This window comes from Pseudomonas sp. gcc21, from assembly GCF_012844345.1.
Taxonomy (GTDB): domain Bacteria; phylum Pseudomonadota; class Gammaproteobacteria; order Pseudomonadales; family Pseudomonadaceae; genus Halopseudomonas.
Genome location: NZ_CP051625.1, coordinates 2,731,546 through 2,751,864, shown reverse-complemented (window position 1 = coordinate 2,751,864; position 20,319 = coordinate 2,731,546). Strand labels below are relative to the sequence as shown.

General features: G+C 59.1%; 18 protein-coding genes. 8 read left to right on the top strand and 10 right to left on the bottom strand.

What is annotated here, in order from left to right; genetic code table 11:
• Positions 1-11: 11 nt before the first annotated feature.
• Complete coding sequence (locus HG264_RS12625; protein WP_169408006.1) at positions 12-716, bottom strand: ROK family protein; 705 nt, start codon at positions 714-716, stop codon at positions 12-14.
• 251 nt (positions 717-967) lie between these two features.
• Positions 968-1,333 carry a response regulator gene (locus HG264_RS12620; RefSeq protein WP_169408005.1) on the bottom strand — a complete coding sequence of 122 codons (366 nt, stop codon included), beginning with the start codon at positions 1,331-1,333 and terminating at the stop codon, positions 968-970.
• Between the two features lie 416 nt (positions 1,334-1,749).
• Between HG264_RS12620 and HG264_RS12615 the strand changes: the two genes are divergently transcribed.
• From HG264_RS12615 to HG264_RS12600, 4 genes are all read left to right on the top strand, one after another.
• Positions 1,750-2,922, top strand: a complete 1,173-nt coding sequence (locus HG264_RS12615) for a zinc-dependent alcohol dehydrogenase (protein WP_169408004.1) — start codon at positions 1,750-1,752, stop codon at positions 2,920-2,922.
• A 13-nt stretch (positions 2,923-2,935) separates the two neighbouring features.
• Complete coding sequence (locus tag HG264_RS12610) at positions 2,936-3,481, top strand: transcriptional regulator (protein WP_169408003.1); 546 nt, start codon at positions 2,936-2,938, stop codon at positions 3,479-3,481.
• Between the two features lie 138 nt (positions 3,482-3,619).
• Complete coding sequence (locus HG264_RS12605; protein WP_218572993.1) at positions 3,620-4,204, top strand: YqaA family protein; 585 nt, start codon at positions 3,620-3,622, stop codon at positions 4,202-4,204.
• Positions 4,205-4,399: 195 nt separating this feature from the next.
• Positions 4,400-5,449, top strand: a complete 1,050-nt coding sequence (locus HG264_RS12600) for an arabinan endo-1,5-alpha-L-arabinosidase (protein WP_169408002.1) — start codon at positions 4,400-4,402, stop codon at positions 5,447-5,449.
• An 80-nt stretch (positions 5,450-5,529) separates the two neighbouring features.
• Here the strand turns inward: HG264_RS12600 and HG264_RS12595 are convergent, their stop codons facing one another.
• The gene (locus HG264_RS12595) at positions 5,530-6,366 is read right to left on the bottom strand and encodes a S1 RNA-binding domain-containing protein (RefSeq protein ID WP_169408001.1); all 837 of its coding nucleotides are present in this window, start codon (positions 6,364-6,366) and stop codon (positions 5,530-5,532) included.
• Between the two features lie 291 nt (positions 6,367-6,657).
• Between HG264_RS12595 and HG264_RS12590 the strand changes: the two genes are divergently transcribed.
• The gene (locus tag HG264_RS12590; RefSeq protein ID WP_169408000.1) at positions 6,658-7,431 is read left to right on the top strand and encodes an SDR family NAD(P)-dependent oxidoreductase; all 774 of its coding nucleotides are present in this window, start codon (positions 6,658-6,660) and stop codon (positions 7,429-7,431) included.
• Positions 7,432-7,517: 86 nt separating this feature from the next.
• Positions 7,518-7,997 carry a GFA family protein gene (locus tag HG264_RS12585; protein ID WP_169407999.1) on the top strand — a complete coding sequence of 160 codons (480 nt, stop codon included), beginning with the start codon at positions 7,518-7,520 and terminating at the stop codon, positions 7,995-7,997.
• Positions 7,998-8,004: 7 nt separating this feature from the next.
• Here HG264_RS12585 and HG264_RS12580 read toward each other — a convergent pair whose 3' ends face one another.
• Both HG264_RS12580 and hexR read right to left on the bottom strand, forming a co-directional pair.
• On the bottom strand, positions 8,005-8,283 hold the full coding sequence (locus tag HG264_RS12580; protein ID WP_169407998.1) for a peptidylprolyl isomerase: 279 nt from the start codon (positions 8,281-8,283) through the stop codon (positions 8,005-8,007).
• Between the two features lie 28 nt (positions 8,284-8,311).
• Positions 8,312-9,187: a transcriptional regulator HexR gene (gene hexR / locus HG264_RS12575; protein WP_169407997.1), complete on the bottom strand. Its 876-nt coding sequence runs from the start codon at positions 9,185-9,187 to the stop codon at positions 8,312-8,314.
• A gap of 225 nt (positions 9,188-9,412) precedes the next feature.
• Here hexR and zwf point away from each other — a divergent pair, with 225 nt between their 5' ends.
• Positions 9,413-10,882, top strand: a complete 1,470-nt coding sequence (gene zwf, locus HG264_RS12570) for a glucose-6-phosphate dehydrogenase (protein WP_256663670.1) — start codon at positions 9,413-9,415, stop codon at positions 10,880-10,882.
• A gap of 40 nt (positions 10,883-10,922) precedes the next feature.
• Here zwf and HG264_RS12565 read toward each other — a convergent pair whose 3' ends face one another.
• The gene (locus tag HG264_RS12565) at positions 10,923-13,766 is read right to left on the bottom strand and encodes an EAL domain-containing protein (protein ID WP_169407996.1); all 2,844 of its coding nucleotides are present in this window, start codon (positions 13,764-13,766) and stop codon (positions 10,923-10,925) included.
• Positions 13,767-13,964: 198 nt separating this feature from the next.
• Between HG264_RS12565 and uvrD the strand changes: the two genes are divergently transcribed.
• Positions 13,965-16,145 carry a DNA helicase II gene (gene uvrD, locus HG264_RS12560; protein ID WP_169407995.1) on the top strand — a complete coding sequence of 727 codons (2,181 nt, stop codon included), beginning with the start codon at positions 13,965-13,967 and terminating at the stop codon, positions 16,143-16,145.
• 54 nt (positions 16,146-16,199) lie between these two features.
• On the opposite strand, the gene HG264_RS12555 is transcribed toward uvrD, so the two are convergent.
• The 4 genes from HG264_RS12555 to pstA all read right to left on the bottom strand — a co-directional run bounded on the left by HG264_RS12555 (position 16,200) and on the right by pstA (position 20,312).
• Positions 16,200-16,577 (bottom strand): acyl-CoA thioesterase, encoded by a 378-nt coding sequence (locus HG264_RS12555; protein WP_372240170.1) that lies wholly within the window; start codon positions 16,575-16,577, stop codon positions 16,200-16,202.
• A gap of 1,108 nt (positions 16,578-17,685) precedes the next feature.
• Positions 17,686-18,411, bottom strand: coding sequence for a phosphate signaling complex protein PhoU (gene phoU, locus HG264_RS12550; RefSeq protein ID WP_150299820.1), 726 nt, complete (start codon positions 18,409-18,411; stop codon positions 17,686-17,688).
• Positions 18,412-18,428: 17 nt separating this feature from the next.
• On the bottom strand, positions 18,429-19,325 hold the full coding sequence (gene pstB, locus HG264_RS12545) for a phosphate ABC transporter ATP-binding protein PstB (RefSeq protein WP_218572992.1): 897 nt from the start codon (positions 19,323-19,325) through the stop codon (positions 18,429-18,431).
• A gap of 51 nt (positions 19,326-19,376) precedes the next feature.
• Positions 19,377-20,312 (bottom strand): phosphate ABC transporter permease PstA, encoded by a 936-nt coding sequence (pstA, locus tag HG264_RS12540; RefSeq protein WP_169407993.1) that lies wholly within the window; start codon positions 20,310-20,312, stop codon positions 19,377-19,379.
• Positions 20,313-20,319: the final 7 nt, after the last annotated feature.

The window sequence follows — 20,319 nt, the reverse complement described above, 5'->3', positions numbered from 1 at the left end:
TGATCAGCAGCTTAAGTTCGGTGCCTCCACAAGGCGGCGCCGCCGCTGATCCCCGAGTCGCTGGGTGCAATGCTCACCGAAGGAGGGAGGTCAACCGTCACCAGGCGCACGTTGCCTCCCGTCAGCACGATATGGTCGGCATGCAGCAACACCTCAAGCACGTCCAGTACGCGCAACAACCGCTCGTTCCACTCACTAACGTCAATTTTCTTTAACGCGGCATTTCCCAGATACTGGTCATAGGTCAGGTTGTCGGACACAGGGTGGTGGGCCAGCTCCAGGTGTGGCATCAACTGCCCATCGCGGAACAGCGCGGAGCCAAAACCAGTGCCCAGCGTGATCACCATCTCAAGCCCCTTGCCCTGGATCAGGGCGAACCCCTGCAGATCGGCATCGTTGATGATCCGTGCGGGATGGTTGCCCAGTCGCCGGGAAAGCGCATCAGGCAGGTCAAAGCCTATCCATTCACGGCTATCGAGATTGGCTGCGGTGAGAATAAGACCATTGCGAATCGCGCCGGGAAAGCCGATCGAAATACGATTGTAGGCGGGGCAGGGTGCTACCAGCTCAACCACGGTATCGATCAGAACCGAGGGTAGGCATGGATGCGGTGTGAGCACCCGCAGGCGTTCGCTCAAAAGGTTACCTTGCTCATCAACGACTGCAGCCTTGATGCCGCTGCCGCCAATGTCGATTACCAGAATGCCAGGTTTCAATAGCGCTCCCTTGTGTTCTCTCCGCAAGAGGGATCGATACTCTGAGCACGCCGGGCCCGAAGCAACCTCCTGCTTCCGGCCGGCGACTGCTCGGCAGTTATCTCACTGTCTGTCTCTGATTCTTCAGATATAGAAGGAACGAGCGGCAGCGAAGTTCCTTGATGCGCAACGCTACAGAGTAGAACGATGGAGAGGCGGGCAGACCGCTAGACGAGAATCAGCCCGGTGCAAACGGAACGGAAGCAGGTTACTTAGCTTGCTGCAGCGGCTGGTGCATTTGGCACCAGTTGTTGGATAGTCTCAATAAGCGAATCGATTTCGTATGGCTTGCTGAATACCGGCCGATCGGCCCATGCCTCTGGCATACCCGCTGCGCCGAATCCGGTAGTGAACATGAACGGGATGCCCCGATCAGACAGGCGCTCGGCCACCGGAAATACCGTTTCGCCAGCCAGGCTGACATCCAGGATGGCCACGTCGACGTCCAGCGACGAGGCCATTGTCTCGCCTTCGGCCAGAGTCGAGGCGTGCGCCGCGACGTTATACCCGCGGGTGTCCAGCATTTCTTCCAGAAGCATTGCGATCAATGCTTCATCTTCAACAATCAGTACGTTCATGATGCAATCACCAGTGTTTGAAAAACGCTCGCCGGACTGCTGCGGCTGTCTGTCTCGCCTGTTTGCGCTGCCCGGTAGTTTAACCCGGGAGCAAAGCCAGACGGGGCGATGTAGGGATCCGCTATAGAAGATTATCATCAGGCGTCCAAGTTCCCCGAAAACGCCGATAACGCCTCGAATTGCGGCGAATATGTCATAAAGCGGAACAGCTCGTCGGTCTTCGGCGGCAATCTTGCACGTCTCAGCAACTTTTGTCTTCCCCTCATGTACTAACGCTGTGTATGCAACCGCCGCGGCACGCCGGCCGCCTGCTTCCGGCATTCATAGCAGAGGAACGCGCACTGCTGCGCAACCTGCGTAGTAGCCCACCGAAGGAATCACCACGCGGCATCCGTTCATCTGAACAGGAGATTCCCATGAGAGCACTCCGCTGGCATGGCAAGAAAGACATTCGTTGCGATAATCATGTCCCTGACCCCTCCATCGAAGACCCGCGCGACGCGATTGTAAAAGTATCCTCTTGCGCTATTTGCGGGTCGGACCTGCACCTGTACGACGGTTTCATGCCGGGCATGACTCATGGCGACATTCTGGGCCACGAGTTCATGGGCGAAGTGATGGAGGTCGGGTCGGCCAACAAGAAGCTCAAGGTGGGTGACCGGGTCGTCGTGCCCTTCACGATCAGCTGCGGGGAGTGTGACCAGTGCCGGCGCGGCAATTATTCGGTGTGCGAGCGCACTAACCGCAACGCCAAGCTGGCCGACAAGATGTTCGGCCACACCACCGCCGGCCTGTTCGGTTATACCCAGCTCACCGGCGGATACGATGGTGGACAGGCTGAATTCGTACGGGTGCCCTTCGCCGATGTGGGCCCTGTGGTCGTACCCGACGGCATGACGGACGAACAGGCGCTGTTCCTCGGCGACATCTTTCCGACGGGCTGGCAAGCGGCCGTGCAGTGCGATATCCAGCGTACCGACACCGTGGCGATCTGGGGGGCGGGCCCGGTCGGTCAGTTCACCATCCGCAGTGCGATTCTGCTGGGTGCCGAGCAGGTTGTCTGTATCGATAATGTCCCTGAACGGTTGTCAATGGCCCGCGCCGGCGGCGCGATTACCATCAATTTCGACGAAGAAAGTGTGCTCGATCGTCTCAACGAGCTGACCAAGGGCAAGGGCCCTGAGAAGTGTATCGATGCAGTCGGGCTGGAGTCCCATGCAGGCCGATCAATTGATGCCATGTATGACCGCGTTAAACAGGCAGCGATGATGGAAACCGGGCGACCGCATGTTTTACGCGAAATGATGTATGTCTGCCGCCCCGGCGGCACCCTGTCGATCCCCGGTGTGTACGGCGGCCTGCTGGACAAGCTTCCCTTCGGCGCGGCCATGAACAAGTCACTGACCTTCCGCATGGGGCAGACCCATGTGCAGCGCTGGGCCGATGACCTGCTTAAGCGGATTCAGGACGGACAGATTGATCCGTCCTTCGTTATCACCCATACCGCCAGGCTCGAAGATGGCCCGGACCTGTACAAGACCTTCCGCGACAAGCACGACGGCTGCGTCAAAGTTGTGCTGAAGCCTTGAGGAGACTATGACCATGCAACGTAAATCGAGTCGGGAATACCGCACCAATCATGCTGCACGCAAGGCAGCACGGAGTCTGGGCTGGCTCAGTATCGGGCTGGGCGTGGCCGAGCTGCTGATGCCCCGCGCGCTGGCGAACACAGTCGGCCTGCCGGGCAGAGCCGGATTATTGCGGCTTTATGGTCTGCGTGAGATTGCCACCGGGGTAGGACTGTTGATGGCGGACAAGCCGGCACCCTGGGTGTACGCACGGATCGGCGGTGATGCACTGGACTTGGCGACGCTCGGGGTTGCCGCCCAGCGGGGTAACGAGCCGGTGAATACTGCCATTGCATTGGGCAGCGTAGCGGCGATTACCGCCGCTGATCTGGCCTGCGCCCGCGGCTTGAGCAAGGAAAAGCAATTGGTCACGGTGTATGACTACAGCGACCGTAGTGGCTTTCCCGAACCCGCCGAGAAAATGCGTGGGCGGGCTGCTACAGGAGGCAGCGGTATGGAGGATGTGCCGCAGCACAGCGGCAGGGAGGCGGCCGAGCGGGAACCCGCCAAGCGGCCCTGACGGACGCGCCGGCGCAGTGTGACGGCTTCGCCGGCATTAAGTGTAGGGCTTTAACCCGTTAACAGGTTGCGCTGAAAGCGAACCGGATCAACTACGAGACGGTCTGAACAAGGTCATTGTTTTTCAGGGAATATTCATTTGCCGAAGGTTACCTCTCCGAAGGCCTGGCTGGACCGGCTTAATCGCTCACGTCATGCGCTGTGGCTGTTATTTGCCGCCTCGATGGCAGAAACGTTATTGGTGCCGATACCCATCGAGGTCATCCTGATTCCCTGGATGCTCTGTCACCCTGATCGTAAATGGACCATTGCTGCTGTGGCGCTAGCCGGCAACCTGACGGCTGCAACGCTTGGCTATTACTTTGGCGTCTTCGCGATGGATCACTGGGGCGATGCGCTGATCAGTTTCTTCGGCAGTCAGGAAGCCTATGACCAGTTTCAGTCGCGCTTCAGCGAGGAAGGATTCGTCGCCATCCTGACCATAGGGGTAGTGCCGGTGCCTTTCCAGATCGCCATGCTGGCCGCCGGTGCCAATGGTTATCCGATCGCGCTATTCCTGCTGGCCGCCATGATTGGCCGCGGGGTGCGCTATTTTGGCCTGGCATTGCTGGTGGCGATTGCCGGCGAAGCGGCGATGAAACTCTGGGACCGGTATTCCAAGCCACTTGGTGTGCTGCTGCTGGTATTGGCAGGCGTATGGTTGTGGTATGAAATTACCCAATAGCCACCGGTAGCGGCTTCGATGGATCGTTGAGCTTCTGCATCGGCCAGGCTCGCGTGATATTACCGACAACCATGCGCTGCAAGCCTTTCGGAATTCAGCAGGATTCAAAGTGATTGGCAAAAATGACTAGTGAGTCCAGAGTCGTGCGATAAAAAAGGATATAAAAGGCAAAACTCTAAAGGAGCTTGCCTTCTCATGCGCATTGCCCTGCTCATCAGCACCCTGCTGTTTCCGTTTGCGGCTTTCGCCGTTAACGTTCCCACGCCAGACCCGGACCCGCAGCCGGACCCTGATTCACCCATCGGCGGTACCTGCGATGTGGGGGTTTACAACCCAGCCAATCCCCCCGGCCCACTGAACCTGACGGGCAATCTGGTCACCCACGATCCTACTATCATTGAAGACCGGGGCGCTTATTACATCCTGCAGACCGGATCGGAGGCCGACGGGTTGGTGTTGCCGGGTAAACGCTCCAGCAACCTGATCCATTGGGAAGGCACCCCCGGCGCTTTCCAGCAGGGCAACTCTCCCAGTTGGTTACGCCAACGCGTACCCGGCGTTAAAAATCTGTGGGCACCCGATCTGTCCAAATTCAACGGGCAGTTCCACTTGTATTATTCGGTATCCACCTTCGGCAGTAACAACTCCTGCATCGGTCACGCAACGCGCAGCAGCATGAGCTCCGGCAGCTGGACTGACCGTGGCCCGGTAATGTGCAGCTCGAACCGTGACAACTTCAATGCCATCGACCCCAACATTGTCGTAGACGACAACGGCACCCCCTGGATGTCCTTCGGTAGTTTCTGGGACGGCATCAAAATGGTGAAACTGAACGCCGACGGGTCACGAGCGGATAATACCGTTCATTCGCTGGCATCACGGGGCGGCGGCGCAATCGAAGCGCCGGTCATCGTCAAGCGCTGTGGTTACTATTACCTGTTCGTCTCGTTCGACAAATGCTGTGACGGTGCGCGCAGTACCTACAATATCCGCGTAGGGCGCTCGACCAATGTGCGCGGGCCCTATGTCGACAAGGCAGGCAGGAGCATGATGAGCGGCGGGGGTACCCCGATCGTATCCGGCGACCGCAACTGGAAAGGGCCGGGCCACAACTCGGTGTTCTTCAGCGGTAACAGGGCCTACAACATGTATCACGCCTATCGCGCTTTCTCAGGCGAACCGAATCTGAGAATATCCGAGCTGGTCTGGGATAGCAGCGGTTGGCCGGTGGTTACAGGACCATAGTGTCTGAGGTTGATAGATACCCACCCGAGTTAGCGGTGGGTATCTGCAAATGCTGTTGAGCAGCGGCCCGAGGCCGCTATTCAGACCCGTTCGATATGGTCCGGGTGAATCGCGATCAGGCCCTGCTTCATCAAGCCGCCGATGGCTTTCTTGAAACTTCCCTTGCTTACACCGAAAGCCTTGCTGATAGCCTCCGGCGGGCTCTTGTCGCTCAAGGCGAGCACGCCTTGTTGGGCTTCGAGTTCTGCCAATATCCGCTGCTGAAGCTGATCACCTGCCTCGCTGCCAACGGGCTGCAAGCTCAGACTGATCTTGCCGTCGGCACGAATTTCCTTGATATAGCCTTTTTCGCGCATGCCGCTGCGCAGGAACTTGAACACCTCGTTCTTGTGGATGAGTCCCCAGTGCGAGTGGTTGATGATCGCCTTGTAGCCAAGATCAGTTGGCGACACGACCAGCAGCTCCACCTCGTCGCCCGGTTGGTAGCGCACCGGTAACTTATCGAGATACCTGTCCAGATAGGCCGTAGCGGTAATGCGGCGCGTATGCCGGTCCAGATACAGATACACCACACAGTAATCGCCTTCCTTCAGCGGGCGCTTTTCTTCGGAGTGAGGCAGCAGCACGTCCTTCGGCAGCCCCCAGTCGAGGAACAACCCGACCCGGTTGATCTCCGCGACCTTCAGACTGGCGAATTCGCCAACCTGCGCCTTTGGCGTCTCGGTGGTGGCAATCAGCTTGTCTTCGCTGTCCAGATAGATGAACACGTTGAGCCAGTCGTCGACCTCAGTCGGCTCATCCTTGGGGATGTAGCGGTTCGGCAGCAGTATTTCGCCGTCTGGCCCGCCGTCCAGATAGAGGCCGAAACCGGTGTGTTTGACGATTTGCAGTGTGTTGAAGCGCCCGATTGCAGCCATGGTCAGATTCCGCGTTGAAGTGCCTGGCATTGTAGCAGTAGCGCCGTGGGACGGGGCGGACGCTGGCACGCGCCAGGTTTCGTTGCGCCTGCCTGCAACAGCTGCGCGGGGCGACGAACGGGATGAACGTCCGATTTGGCGATGGTCACAGATCACACGTCGCGTGAATTTAACAACCGGTGACTGCCGAAATAATCTCAGCCGAAGCAGTCGCGGATACCTCGCGGAGTATGACGTCATGTATTGCCAGTCGAGGTGTCCCGGGTACCAGTAACGCCGATGGAGGCTAGCATGGGTAAGCTGAATGACAGGATCGTGATCATCACAGGTTCGGATTCCGGGATGGGGCAGGCGATGGCTGTTGCCTTTGCCGGAGCGGGCGCAACGGTGGCGGTGACCTATCACTCCGATCAGGACGGTGCGCAGAAAACGCTGCAACAGATCGAACAAGCGGGCGGACGCGGTCTGATACAGCATCTGAATGTGACCGATGAAATCAGTGTGGCCGAACTGTTCGATCGGGTCGGCAACGAGCTGGGCGCGCCCGATATTCTCGTCAACAACGCTGGCGTAGGCATGAGCTCGCCGATTGACCAACTAAGCAGTGAAGACTTCGATAAGGCGCTGAAGACTGATCTGTACGGCCCGTTCTATTGCGCTCGGGAGTTTGTCCGGCGGCGCAAGGCGGTCGGTGGCGGCGGCAAGATCCTCAATATCACCTCAGTGCATGATGCCATCCCCAGTCCGGGCAACGTAGCCTACGGTGCGGCCAAGGGCGGTTTGCTACTGATGACTCGCAGCCTTGCGCTGGAGCTGGCTCCACTGGGTATCAACGTCAATGCCATTGCTCCCGGGCTGATCCGGACGCCAATGACCCGGCAGCGGGTAGACGACCCGCAGAAGCGCGAGCAGGAGATGCCGAATATTCCCTTCAAGCGGGCCGGTAAGCCGGAGGAAGTGGCGGAGTTGGCGCTGTATCTGCTGAGCCCTGCAGCGGACTACATCACCGGACAGGATTTTGTAATAGACGGTGGCCTGGAAATGAACTGGGGGCAAGGTGCCTGACCGGGCGAAACTCCCAGGCCGCAAACGCGTCACCTTTGCCCGGCCCCCGCTGCGGGCGATGCAACCGACTGACGAAGGAGATACAGATGCAACTGAAAGGTTCCTGCCACTGCGGCGCGGTACGCTTCACTCTCGAAAGTGCACATCCCTATCCCTACCAGCGCTGTTACTGCTCGATCTGCCGCAAGACCCAGGGCGGAGGCGGCTATGCCATCAACCTGAGCGGTGATGCGGCGAGCATGGAGGTGAGCGGCCGCGAACATATCACCATCTACCATGCTCTGATGCAGGGAGAGGAGGGCAGCCTCAGGGCCAGCAGTGCCGAGCGGCACTTCTGTAGCCACTGCGGATCGGGCTTATGGTTGTTCAGTCCCGAATGGCCTGAATTGATTCATCCGTTCGCTTCAGCAATCGATACACCATTGCCGGTTCCGCCGGAGCACACCCATATGATGCTGGGCTCCAGGGCGGCCTGGGTGGAGCCAGATACCCGGCCGGGGGATAAGGAGTATCGGGAATACCCCGAGGAGTCGATTGCCGAATGGCATGAGCGCCTGGGCCGGTAGCTACTGGTCAGTCGCGGTAGAACACCTGAACCAGGTGATAGCCGAACTGAGTCTTCACCGGGCCGTGTATCTGTTTGAGAGGCTTCTTGAATATGATCTGGTCAATCGCCCGCACCATCTGCCCCGGGCGCACTTCGCCCAGATCGCCGCCACGCTTGCGTGACGGGCAGGTTGAGTATTTTTTCGCCAGGACATCGAAGGCTTCGCCTGCGGCGATGCGCTTTTTCAGTTCAGCGGCCTGAGCTTCTGTTTTGACCAGGATGTGGCGGGCCATAGCGGTAGGCATCGTGTCGGTCTCTTGCTGGATACGGCGTTCAGTCTTGGTTGTCGATGGTGCGTTGCCCGGCCTTGTTGGACAACCGCAAGCCGCGCAGGCTGCGCTTGACGCTTTTCAGATGATGCACCAGTTCCGGTCCGCGGCGCATCGCCATGCCCATTGCCAGCACGTCGATCACCACCAGATGAGCGATGCGCGAAGACAGCGGCGTATAGATCTCGGTATCTTCCGTCACATCGATGGGGATGTGAATCTTGCCCAGTTCAGCCAATGGCGTATTGCTCGGACACAGGCTGATCAGCGTTGCACCGCTTTCGGTGACCAGCGCCGCTGAGTGCAGCAGGTCCTTGGTGCGTCCGGTCTGGGAGATGGCGACCGCAACGTCTTCGGGCCCAAGGGTGACGGCTGACATTGCTTGCATGTGCGGGTCCGAATAGGCCGCTGTGGAGACCTGCAAACGGAAAAACTTGTGCTGTGCGTCGCTGGCCACGGCACCGGAGGCACCGAAACCGTAAAACTCCACCCGCCGTGCATGCGCCATCGCCTCGATGGCCCGTTCGGTAGCTGCGGTGTCGAGCCGTTCGCGCACTTCCATCAGCGTCGCCAGCGTCGTATCAAAGATCTTGTGCGACAGTTGATCGACGCTGTCATCCTCGTTTATCGAGAACTGACCGAAACTGGCTCCGGCCGCCAGGCTTTGCGCTAGTCTGAGCTTGAGGTCCTGGAATCCGGTACAGCCGATGGCCCGGCAGAAGCGCACGATGGTTGGCTCGCTGACGCCGACCTCCCGGGCCAGGTCGGCCATGGACGAATGCATTACCTGCGCCGCATGGGCAAGAACGTGGTCTGCGACCTTGAGTTCTGACTTGCGAAGCAGCTGACGGCTGGCGGCGATGTGCTGGAGCAAATTCACGTGGACTTCATGCTAGTCTGGGTGCCATTGGGATGAGATATCTTGTAGTTATACTACAAAAAGCGCCGAACCAGCGGTTATGGCAGTGTATCAACGGTCTGAAGCTCATTGTTTCCGGCTCCAGGCGGATCAATCCAGACGCTCTCCTATGCCGGGACGCGCTGGTCATTCAAGCGGTAGCCGGCCCCCCAGGGCGCCTTTCGTCAGCCTAACAGGAGAATTGCTGTGTCAGCAAAACGCGGCCTGGCCTGCGACATTGTGGTATTTGGTGGCACCGGGGATCTGGCGATGCGCAAGTTGCTGCCTTCCCTGTATTACCTGCATCGAGACAGGCATCTGCATGCCGAGACGCGCATCATCGCGACCGCACGCGGCAAGCACGACGCGCAGAGTTATCGCAAACTGGTGCAGCGCCATGTCAGCCAGCATGTCGCCCAGGGGGATTTTGAGCAGTCAGTGTGGGAGGCGTTCGCGCAACGGCTCGAATTCATGACACTGGACGTCAGTCAGCGGACCTCCTACTCGCGGCTCGGTGACAGGCTGGGCGAGCATCCGGACCGTATCCGCGTGTTCTACCTGGCGACCCTGCCAAACCTGTTTGCTTCGACCGCCAAACACCTTGACTCAGCCGGGCTGGTTACCGCCGAAGCGCGCATCGTGCTGGAAAAACCGCTCGGGCAGAGCCTCGAAACCGCCAATCAGATCAACGACCAGATTGGCTCGGTTTTTGATGAATCGCGCGTATTCCGTATCGATCATTACCTGGGCAAGGAGGCAGTGCAAAACCTGCTGGCATTGCGCTTCGGTAACGCGCTGTTCGAACCCCTCTGGCGCAATGCACATGTCGATCATGTGCAAATCAGCGTGCTGGAAACGGTAGGCGTTGAAAATCGCGGCGACTATTACGACAAGGCGGGCGCAATCCGCGACATGGTGCAGAACCATCTGCTGCAGCTTCTGTGTCTGGTGGCGATGGAAGCGCCGGTGCACTTCGAGCCCGAGTCAGTGCGTAACGAGAAACTGAAGATACTTGAAGCCCTGCGCCCGATCAGTGGCATGGACGTGCAGGACCATACGGTGCGCGGCCAGTACTCGGCAGGGGTGCGGGCGGGCGAGAAGCTGCCGGCCTACTACTTCGAGAAAAGTGTCGACCACGACAGCAACACGGAGACCTTCGTCGCGCTCAAGGCCGAGATAGATAGCTGGCGTTGGGCCGGGGTGCCGTTTTACCTGCGTACCGGCAAATCCCTGGCGCAGCGCAAATCGGAAATCGTCATCCAGTTCAAGGCCGTACCGCACCGGTTGTTTCCGCAGCGTGGCGATTTCGCGCCAGGCAACCGTCTGGTTATACGGCTGCAGCCAGACGAGAGCATCAGCCTGTCATTGATGGCCAAGTCTCCGGGGCGGGGTATGTCGCTACAGGAAGTCGAGCTCGACCTGAACTTCGCTGATGCGTTCAAGCGCCGGCGCTGGGATGCCTATGAACGGCTGCTGCTCGATGTGATCGATGGCGACGCCACCCTGTTCATGCGTCGCGACGAAATCGAGGCCGCATGGCGCTGGGTTGATCCGATCATTGAAGGGTGGCAGAACAGCTACCGCTCGCCCAAACGCTATGCTGCCGGCAGTTGGGGGCCTGAGGCGGCGGACAGCCTGCTCGAGCGCCAGGGACATACCTGGCTCGACGAGCGCTAGGGTCTGATGTGTTACCTCGCGACCACGAGGAAACCTGTATCTAAATGGGCAGGCTTTGCTGGGCGTCGATAAGCAGTCTGGCAAACGCCTGAGCCGGCAAGGGGCGGCTGATCAGATAGCCCTGGACCTCATCGCAACCGTAATCGCGCAGGATCTCGAGCTGGCTCTCCAGCTCGACCCCTTCAGCTACCACATTCAGGCCGAGACTGTGCGCCATGGCGATAATGGCGCGCACGATCGCCGCATCCTGCGCACCTTCTTCAAGCTCCGCGACGAACGCCCGGTCGATTTTCAGCGTATGCAGCGGGAAGCGCTTGAGATAAGCCAGCGATGAATAGCCGGTACCAAAATCATCCACCGCCAGCCTGATTCCCATGTCCTGCAGTTCGGCGATGTTGCGTGCTACCACGTCCAGGTGTTCCAGCAGCATGCTTTCGGTCAATTCCAGCTCCAGCAGCCGCGCCGGCAGGTCGGATTCCATGAGGATCGCCCGCACGGTCTGGGAAAAGTTCTCCTGGCGCAGCTGTTGTACCGACAGATTGACCGCTATGCGTACAGGCACCGGACCCTGGTGATACCAGTGGCTGGCCTGCGCACAGGCCTGACGCAACACCAGCTCCCCAAGCGTGACGATCATGCCGGTCTCTTCGGCCATCTCGATGAATTGCCCGGGCAACAGCAGGCCGCGCTGAGGATGCTGCCAGCGAACCAGCGCCTCGGCGGCGGTGATCTGGTCGCTCGCCAGGTCCAGCTTCGGCTGGTAATACACCACCAGCTGGGCATCGACCAGCGCCTTGCGCAGCTGGTTTTCCAGTTGCAGGCGATCAAGGCTGTAGGACTGCAACAGGTGGGTATAGAACTGGAAGTTGTCGCCCCCGAGATGCTTGGCGTGGTGCATCGCCTGGCTGGCCTGGGTGATCATGTGCAGGCCGTTGCGGGCGACATTGGGGAACTGGCTGATGCCGATGGAGGCGGTAACCACAAGCTCCTGAACACCGATCTGAAGCGGTTTGCGTACTTCTTCAAGCAGCCTGGTCGCCAGATCCTCCAGCTGCTGGCGCTCAAGCTGCTGTTCGATGAGGATGACGAATTCGTCGGCGGAAAGCCGCGCGACCAGATCCGTCTGGTCCATTTCGCCTAGCCGCAGGGCAATCTGCTGGAGCAACAGGTCCGCCACTGCATGGCCGAGTGTCTCGTTGATCTGCTTGAACCGATCGAGATTCAAGTGCAGCAACACCAGACTTCGATTGCCGGCGCGCGCGCGGCCCGTTGCTTCATTCAATCGCTGGGTGAACAGGTTGCGGTTGGCAAGCTGGGTCAGAGGGTCGTAATTGGTCAGGTAACGTACCTGCTCCTCGTTCTGACGATGCACCGTCAGATCGGCAAAAAACGCCACGTAGTGAATTATCTTGCCGCGTTCGTCGCGTACCACTTTCAGCTGCAGCCACTGCGGATATTGCTCGCCGTTCCGGCGCGTACCGGTGCGCTCGCCCTGCCAGCGATCAGTGCTCTTCAGAGTGCTGACCAGCTTGTCATAGTCGCTTTTGTCCATCGATTGGGCGATGCGCTCGAGCAATGAATGCACCACTTCGTGGCCCGCATAACCGGTGATGTCGCTGAAGGCACGGTTGACCGCCAGGACGTGCAGGCGATGGTCGAGGATGATGATGCCCTCGGAAGAGGCTTCGAATACGGTTGCCGCCAGCAAGGCTTGTTCTTCATGCAGTTTACGCGCGGAGATGTCACGGCGGGTGCCGATCATTCGCAGCACGCGGCCCGAGTCGTCTCGCTCGATGGCCCGCCCGGTATCTTCCACCCACAACCAGTGCCCGTCGGTGTGCCTCACGCGGTATTCGAGGTGATAGGGGGTGTCCTGATCTTTCATGTGACTGATCAGGGCGTTTCGGACAGTGTCGATATCCCGGTAATGCAAATGCGGGCGAAGGTCGCCCAGCATGGTGGGTTGCGACTCGGGTTGCAGGCCGAATATGGTTTCCAGCTGTGAGTGTTCTACACGGTCGGACGCCAGATCCCAGTCCCATAGCGCCAGCCCGCTCGCTTCAATGGCCAGGTTCAATCGGTCTTCGCTGGAGCGCAGCGCCCGGCTGATATCTTCCAGTTCAGCAGTACGCTGTTTGACCCGCTCCTCAAGCGCCTCATGACTCTCGAGCAGCTCCTGCTCTGCACGCCGACGGTGCTGGACTTCGGTACTGAGCTGCTCATTCAGCGCTTTGGCCTGTTCATGCGCCTGCTCCAGGCGTGCGAGTAGCGCGAGATTGCGATCATCTGCGTGCAAGGCGCGCGTGACCGAGCGGTTGATGAAGGCTCCTGCGAGCAGAATGCAGCAAAACAGCGTTATCGCCATCACGCCCCAATAGGCGCTGGTGCTGTCGTTACTGCGGGTAAGGAAAAACACGATGGTTGGCAGCCAGGCGGGCAACAGGAAACTGGCAAATGCAAGAAACCGGCTGGCATAAATGATACTTACACACAGGCTGATGCCGGTAAACAGGCTATAGGTCGGAGCCTGCAGGGAGAAGGTGTCCAGCGGGACCAGGCCGATCTGTATGTAGGTCACGGCAAAGCCGGTCAGCATATTGCCCAGGTAAAACAGCGCCCGCCAGGACGACTTCAGGCGCGCCTCAGGCGGGCTGTTGCGGTAGCGGCTGGTCAGCAGGTTGCGCAGGAGCGTCAGTGTGAGAATCAGCGCCAACCAGCCAAGGAGCAGGGTGTGCTCGACACGCTCCCAGACCAGAAAGCAGACCAATACGGCTGACAGCAGAATCAGCCACTGCGGCAGACGTGAATATTCATATAGAAGGTCCAGCTTGCGTATACGCAGGTCGACCGGGGTACTGACTGCGTAACTATCCTGAAACGCCATGGTAATTGATCCCTCAAACTGCTCAGCGCTTCCGCTCCGAGAGTGCCAGCATAATGGCACTAGTCCATGGTATGCACCATACATCACTGCCCCGTTTTGGCACAGCCCGGCGAGATAAAATGCACGGTGTGCAATGCAGTCATCGGCCCGAAGGCGGTTTCCTTCCGGCCGACGCGCACCGGCTGGTAGAATGCGCGCATGGATATCTCTCATCTGCTTAATTCGCTCAATGACGCCCAGCGCCAGGCCGTAACCGCGGCTCCCGGTCAGCAACTGGTGCTGGCTGGCGCCGGCTCCGGCAAAACCCGCGTGCTGGTGCACCGTATCGCCTGGTTGTGCCAGGTGGAAAACGCGTCGCCCTGGAGCATCCTCTCGGTGACCTTCACCAACAAGGCCGCCTACGAGATGCGCGCACGTATCGAACAACTGCTGGGTATTTCGCCCCAGGGTATGTGGGTGGGCACCTTCCACGGCCTGGCACACCGCCTGTTACGCGCGCATTGGCGCGAAGCCGGGCTGGCCGAGCAATTCCAGATTCTCGATGGCGATGATCAGCTGCGGCTGGTCAAGCGTGTCATCCGTGAGTTGGGCCTGGACGAAAACCAGTGGGCGCCGCGCCAGGCGCTATGGTGGATCAACGGTCAGAAGGATGAAGGCCTGCGTCCGCAGCACATTCAGCCGGCCGGCGACCTGTACCTCACCACTATGCTGCGTATCTATCAGGCCTATGAGCAGGCCTGCGCCCGCGCCGGTGTAGTGGACTTTGCCGAGCTACTGCTGCGCTCGCTGGAGTTGTGGCGTGACAACAATGCGCTGCGCGAACAGTACCAGGCGCGTTTCCGGCATTTGCTGGTGGACGAGTTCCAGGACACCAACGCTGTGCAGTACGCCTGGCTCAGGCTGATCGCCGGCAAGAATCCCAGCCTGATGGTGGTCGGAGATGATGACCAGTCGATCTACGGCTGGCGCGGCGCACGCATCGAGAATATCCAGCAATTCCAGACGGATTATCCGGCCGCCGAATTGATCCGCCTGGAGCAGAACTACCGCTCGACGGCGAACATCCTCAAGGCAGCCAACTCGCTGATCGGCAATAACGCCGGGCGCCTGGGTAAGGAGCTCTGGACCGAAGATAACGAGGGCGAACCCATCGCGCTGTATGCCGGGTTCAACGAGCAGGATGAAGCGCGTTTTATCGTCGAACGTATCGAGCAGGCGGTCGGCGAAGGCATGTCGCGCAGCGAGATCGCTATTCTGTACCGTTCCAACGCGCAATCCCGGGTGCTTGAAGAAGCCCTGTTGCGTGCCGCGATTCCCTATCGGATCTACGGCGGGCAGCGTTTCTTCGAGCGCGCTGAAATCAAGAACGCCATGGCCTACATGCGCCTGATCGCCAATCGCGGCGATGACGGTGCACTGGAGCGCATCATCAACGTGCCTGCCCGCGGCATCGGCGACAAGACCGTGGAATGTTTGCGCCAGCACGCCCGCGAGCAGGATGTATCCCTGTGGCAGGCTGGCTGCGATCTGCTTGATAACAAGGGCTTGCCCGGCCGCGCCGCCAACGCGGTGCAGGCGTTCATGCAGATGATCGAGGACATCACTGAGCGGGTCGAAGGCATGCCCTTGTACAGCATGGCTCAGCAGGTGATCGAGCACAGCGGGCTGTTACGTTTCCACGAGCAGGAGAAAGGCGAGAAGGCCCAGGCGCGGGTGGAAAACCTCGAGGAACTGGTCTCGGCCGCGCGCGCCTTTGAGAACGAGATGGCCAGCGAGGAAGAGGAGGGCGATACCCTGCTGGCCTTCCTCGCGCATGCATCGCTGGAGGCGGGTGAAACCCAGGCTGACCGCTTCGAGGACAGCGTACAACTTATGACCCTGCACAGTGCCAAGGGCCTGGAGTTTCCGCTGGTGTTCCTGGCCGGCATGGAGGAAGGACTATTCCCGCACAAGATGAGTCTGGAGGAGCCGGGTCGGCTTGAAGAAGAGCGCCGTCTGGCCTATGTCGGCATTACCCGGGCGATGCAGCAGCTGGTTATTACCTGGGCAGAGACGCGGCGGCTGTATGGCAGTGAGACCTTCAACAAGGTGTCACGCTTCGTTCGTGAGATCCCGGCGGAATTAATTCGCGAGGTGCGGCTGGGTAGCCAGGTGAGCCGGCCGTTCGGCCCGGGCAAGGGCAAAGGCACCATGTTTGCCCAGGAAGCAACCGAGAGTACCGGGTTCGCACTGGGGCAGCGCGTGATGCATTCACTGTTTGGTGAAGGCGTGGTGTTGAACTACGAAGGGCACGGCGCGCAGGCGCGGATCCAGGTCAACTTTGATGATGAAGGCAGCAAGTGGCTGATGGTTGCCTACGCCAAGCTCGAAGCCATGTAATCAGTAAGATCAGGCGCTGGTTTCGCTACAGCGCCTGTTCTATTGTTTCCGGTATCAGGACGGAATAATTCGCGTCCGGCCGCGGTCATCAATGGCCACAAACACGAATACCGCTTCGGTCACCTTGCGGATGCCGTCGTGTGCCAGATCCTCACTCCACACTTCAACGCAGATCTTGGTCGAGCTGCGTCCGATATCCAGAACATGACAGTGGAATGCCAGCTGGGCTCCAACTGACACAGGCACCATGAACCCCATTCGGTCGATTGCGACGGTAGCCACTCGGCCCCGGGCAATGCGCGCCGCTGTGCTGGTGCCGGCCACGTCCATCTGCGCTACCAGCCAGCCGCCGAAGATATCCCCGAAACTGTTGCAGTCTCGTGGCAAGGTGGTGATCTTGAGCGCCAGCTCTCCCCGAGGGGTTGGGTCCATGTCTAGGTCTTGCATCGAATGCTCGGTAATGTGCGTTTTAATTTTTGTGGCAGCAGTCAAGCGGAAAAACTGAAAACTGCGAAGGTGCCTATGTTATGTGATAGCGGGGTATCACTCAATGGCCAGGGGCTGGCCGGCGTTTCGTTAGAGTATGTGACGTAACGCACGGAGCAGGGCCGAATTCTTGATAGGCGGTTGGGTGAAGAGCCGGGCTTGTCTGGGGAGAGTCGGGTCCTGCCTAGGCGTGTAGCGCGCCTGCGCTACGCCAATCTTTCAGCCGCATCAGCCTTAACTGTTATCCGTGACATATCAGCAAGCACAGCCGTTCAACTGCGAAATCGGCTTAGTTGAGCTATGAAATCGAGGTCAGCTATCGCGTGCCGACAGGGCTGCGCCGACACGCTGCAAGTACGTCCCTGTAAGCTCGTCGATGACATCCATGTCATCGCACGGTCGGCTCAGCCCTGTCGGCACGCTTCGCACAAAATCCGAGTTGCCGGAAGGAAAGCCCCTCAGTGCTTGAGCCGAGCTGCCTGGGGGTGTAGCGCGCCTGCGCTACGCCAATCTTCAGCCGCATCAGCCTTAACTGTTATCGGTGAGATATCAGCAGGCACATTCGTTGGCTGCGAAATCATTCCAGTTGAGCTCTGAAAACGGGGTCAGCTATCGCGAGCCGACCGGGCTGCGCCGACACGCTGCAAGTACCTCCCTGTAAGCTCGTCGATGACATCCATGTCATCGCACGGTCGGCTCAGTCCTGTCGGCTCGCTTCGCATGAACATCGGATTTGCCTGACAGGAAAACTGAAAGCGGTTTTAATCTCCACCATACGCCACTGCTCATGCGAGTCCGTCGGCTGTCAGGGTGAAGCAAGTGTTGAAAACAGGGATGTTTTCACCAAGCCCCCAAGGATGGGTTCACGGCGTCTTGCGTAATCCTGATGGTTGGCGGGCGATTGGCTCGGATCCTATAACCGCCATGACCGCAGACGCCTGGACCAACATCACGAACGAAAACCCAATCCCCCTAGCCCCCTTTTACAAAGGGGGGATGTACGGCGTAGGGGGAGTGGTTTCGTGCATTTGTCGGGATCAGTAGACCACTACAGTTAGCCTCGACCTTCAACAGCGCGCTCGGCGATTTCCATTGGGGCGTGGCGGACGTCGGTGCCTTCCACCATGTAGATGACCTGTTCGGCGAGGTTGCCGGCGTGGTCGCCGACGCGCTCCAGTGCGCGCAATACCCACATGATATTCAGGCAGCGCGTGATGTTGCGCGTGTCTTCCATCATGTGGGTGACCAGCGTGCGGGTTGCGCTGCGGTATTCACTGTCTACGGTGTCGTCTTCGCGCATGACTTGCAGGGCTACCTGGGTATCGAAGCGGGCGAAGGAATCCAGGGCGTCGCGTAGCATTACGGCGACGTGATTGCCGATATGCCGGACTTCAACGCGGCCCCAGGGTGAGGTTGTTTCCTCCGCCAGCGCGATCGTCAGCTTGGCGATCTTCTTGGCTTCATCGCCGATACGCTCGATATCCGCAACCATCTTTACCACCGACATGACCAGGCGCAGGTCGCTGGCGGTTGGCTGGCGCTTGGCGATAACGCGGTTGGCTTCTTCATCGATAGCCAGCTCCATGGCGTCGACTTTCTTGTCACCGGCTTTGACTTCGCGGGCCAGTTCGACATCGCTGTTGATGAGCGCCTCGACTGCCTGGCGCAGCTGCTGTTCTACCAGCCCGCCCATTTCCAGCAGATCCTGCTTGAGCTGGCTGAGGTCAGCATTGAATCGGCTGGAAATATGTTTAAGGTGGCTTTCGCGATCTGTTGTCATTATTTGAGGCTCCTTTATCAGCCGAACCGGCCGGAAATGTAATCTTCCGTGCGTTGGCATTTCGGGCGGGTAAACAGCGCATCGGTCTCGTTGAATTCGACCAGCTGACCCATGTACATGTAAGCGGTGTAGTTGGAGATGCGTGCAGCCTGCTGCATGTTGTGCGTCACCATCAGGATGGTGACCTGACCTTCCAGCTCGTTGAGCAGATCCTCAATGCGCGCGGTGGCAATCGGATCCAGTGCTGAAGTGGGTTCGTCGAGCAGCAGGATGTCTGGTTGCACTGCCAGCGCACGAGCGATACACAGGCGTTGCTGCTGGCCGCCGGACAGACTGAGCGCCGACTGATGCAGGCGGTCCTTGACCTCATCCCACAGTGCTGCCTGACGCAGCGACTTCTCGGCCATTTCATCCAGCACTGCGCGTTTCTTGATACCGCGGATGCGCAGCCCGGCGATGGTGTTTTCATAAATGGACTTGGGGAAGGGGTTGGGCTTCTGGAAAACCATGCCCACCCGCAGCCGGACCTCCATCGGGTCAAGCTCAATCAGATTCACGTTTTCCGGCAAGAGTGCGATTTCGCCGGAATATTTCACGCCCTTGTACAGGTCGTGCATGCGGTTCAGGCAGCGCAGGAAGGTACTCTTGCCACAGCCGGAAGGGCCGATCAACGCAGTGACGCGCTTGTCTACGAGCGGCATATTGAGCTTCTGGATCGCCTGTGTTCCATCGCCATACCAGAACTCCAGATCAGATACCCGAGCACGCAGTGCCTCATCAGGTTCGAGCAGCCAGGTATCTTCCTGTCCGGCCGAAGCTGGGGGAAGTGCACTCTGGGTCCGTTTGGTGGCTGCAGGTTCTGGGGTGGTGCCGATGCTTTTCATCATGCCAGTGCTTTTGCTGAAGGAAGTCATATGTTTTTTCCGTAATCGTCTATGTAGGAGGAGCCTGGTTGCGGACGGATATCAGTCCTTGTGGCGCACCTTGTAACGAATGTAGATAGCGACGGCGTTCATCATTAGCGTCAGCACCATCAATACAACACCAGCTGCCGCGGCGTTGATCTGGAACTCCGCCTGGGGACGAGACACCCAGCTGAACATCTGGATAGGCATGACCGTGAACGGGCTGGTAATCCAGTCAAAGTTGATGAATGGGAAGTCACCGGTGACCGGCGAGTTGGGCAGAAACGCAATGTAGGTCAGGGCGCCGATGGTGATGATCGGTGCAGTTTCGCCGATCGCGCGCGACAGGCCGACAATGGCCCCGGTGATGATGCCGGGACGGGCTGCGGGCAGGATGTAGGCATAAGTGGTCTGCCATTGATCCGCACCCAGGCCGATGGCGGCTTCCTTGTAGGCTTCCGGTATTGCGCGTATGGCTTCCCGGGTGGATACGATAATGACTGGCAGGATCAGCAGCGACAACACCAGTCCCGCAACCAGCACTGTTTCGCTCATGCCAAAGGCATAAATGAACAGCCCGAGCGCCAGCAACCCGTAGACAATTGAGGGCACGCCAGCGAGGTTGGTGACGTTGATTTCGATCAGGTCGGTCACCCAGTTGGAGCCTGCGTATTCCTCCAGATAGACACCCGCAGCGACACCCAGCGGAACGGAAATGCAGGCAGTCACTACCATTACCATGATGGTGCCGACCCAGGCCGAGAGAATGCCAGCCTGCTCCGCCTTGCGCGACGGGAAGCTCATATAGAAGTCGGCATCCTGCAAGCGTGGCAGGCCAGTAATGAAAAGATCCAGGAACATAGCCAGCAGGGTGGAGATGGCGATTACCAGAATCAGCATGCCAAGCGCGGCGATGAGGATGTCCTGGTTCTTGTTGCGCCGGATCAGCGAGGAATACGCCTGTCCGTCGCTGATGGTTTGATTCAACGTAGCCATGTTTTAC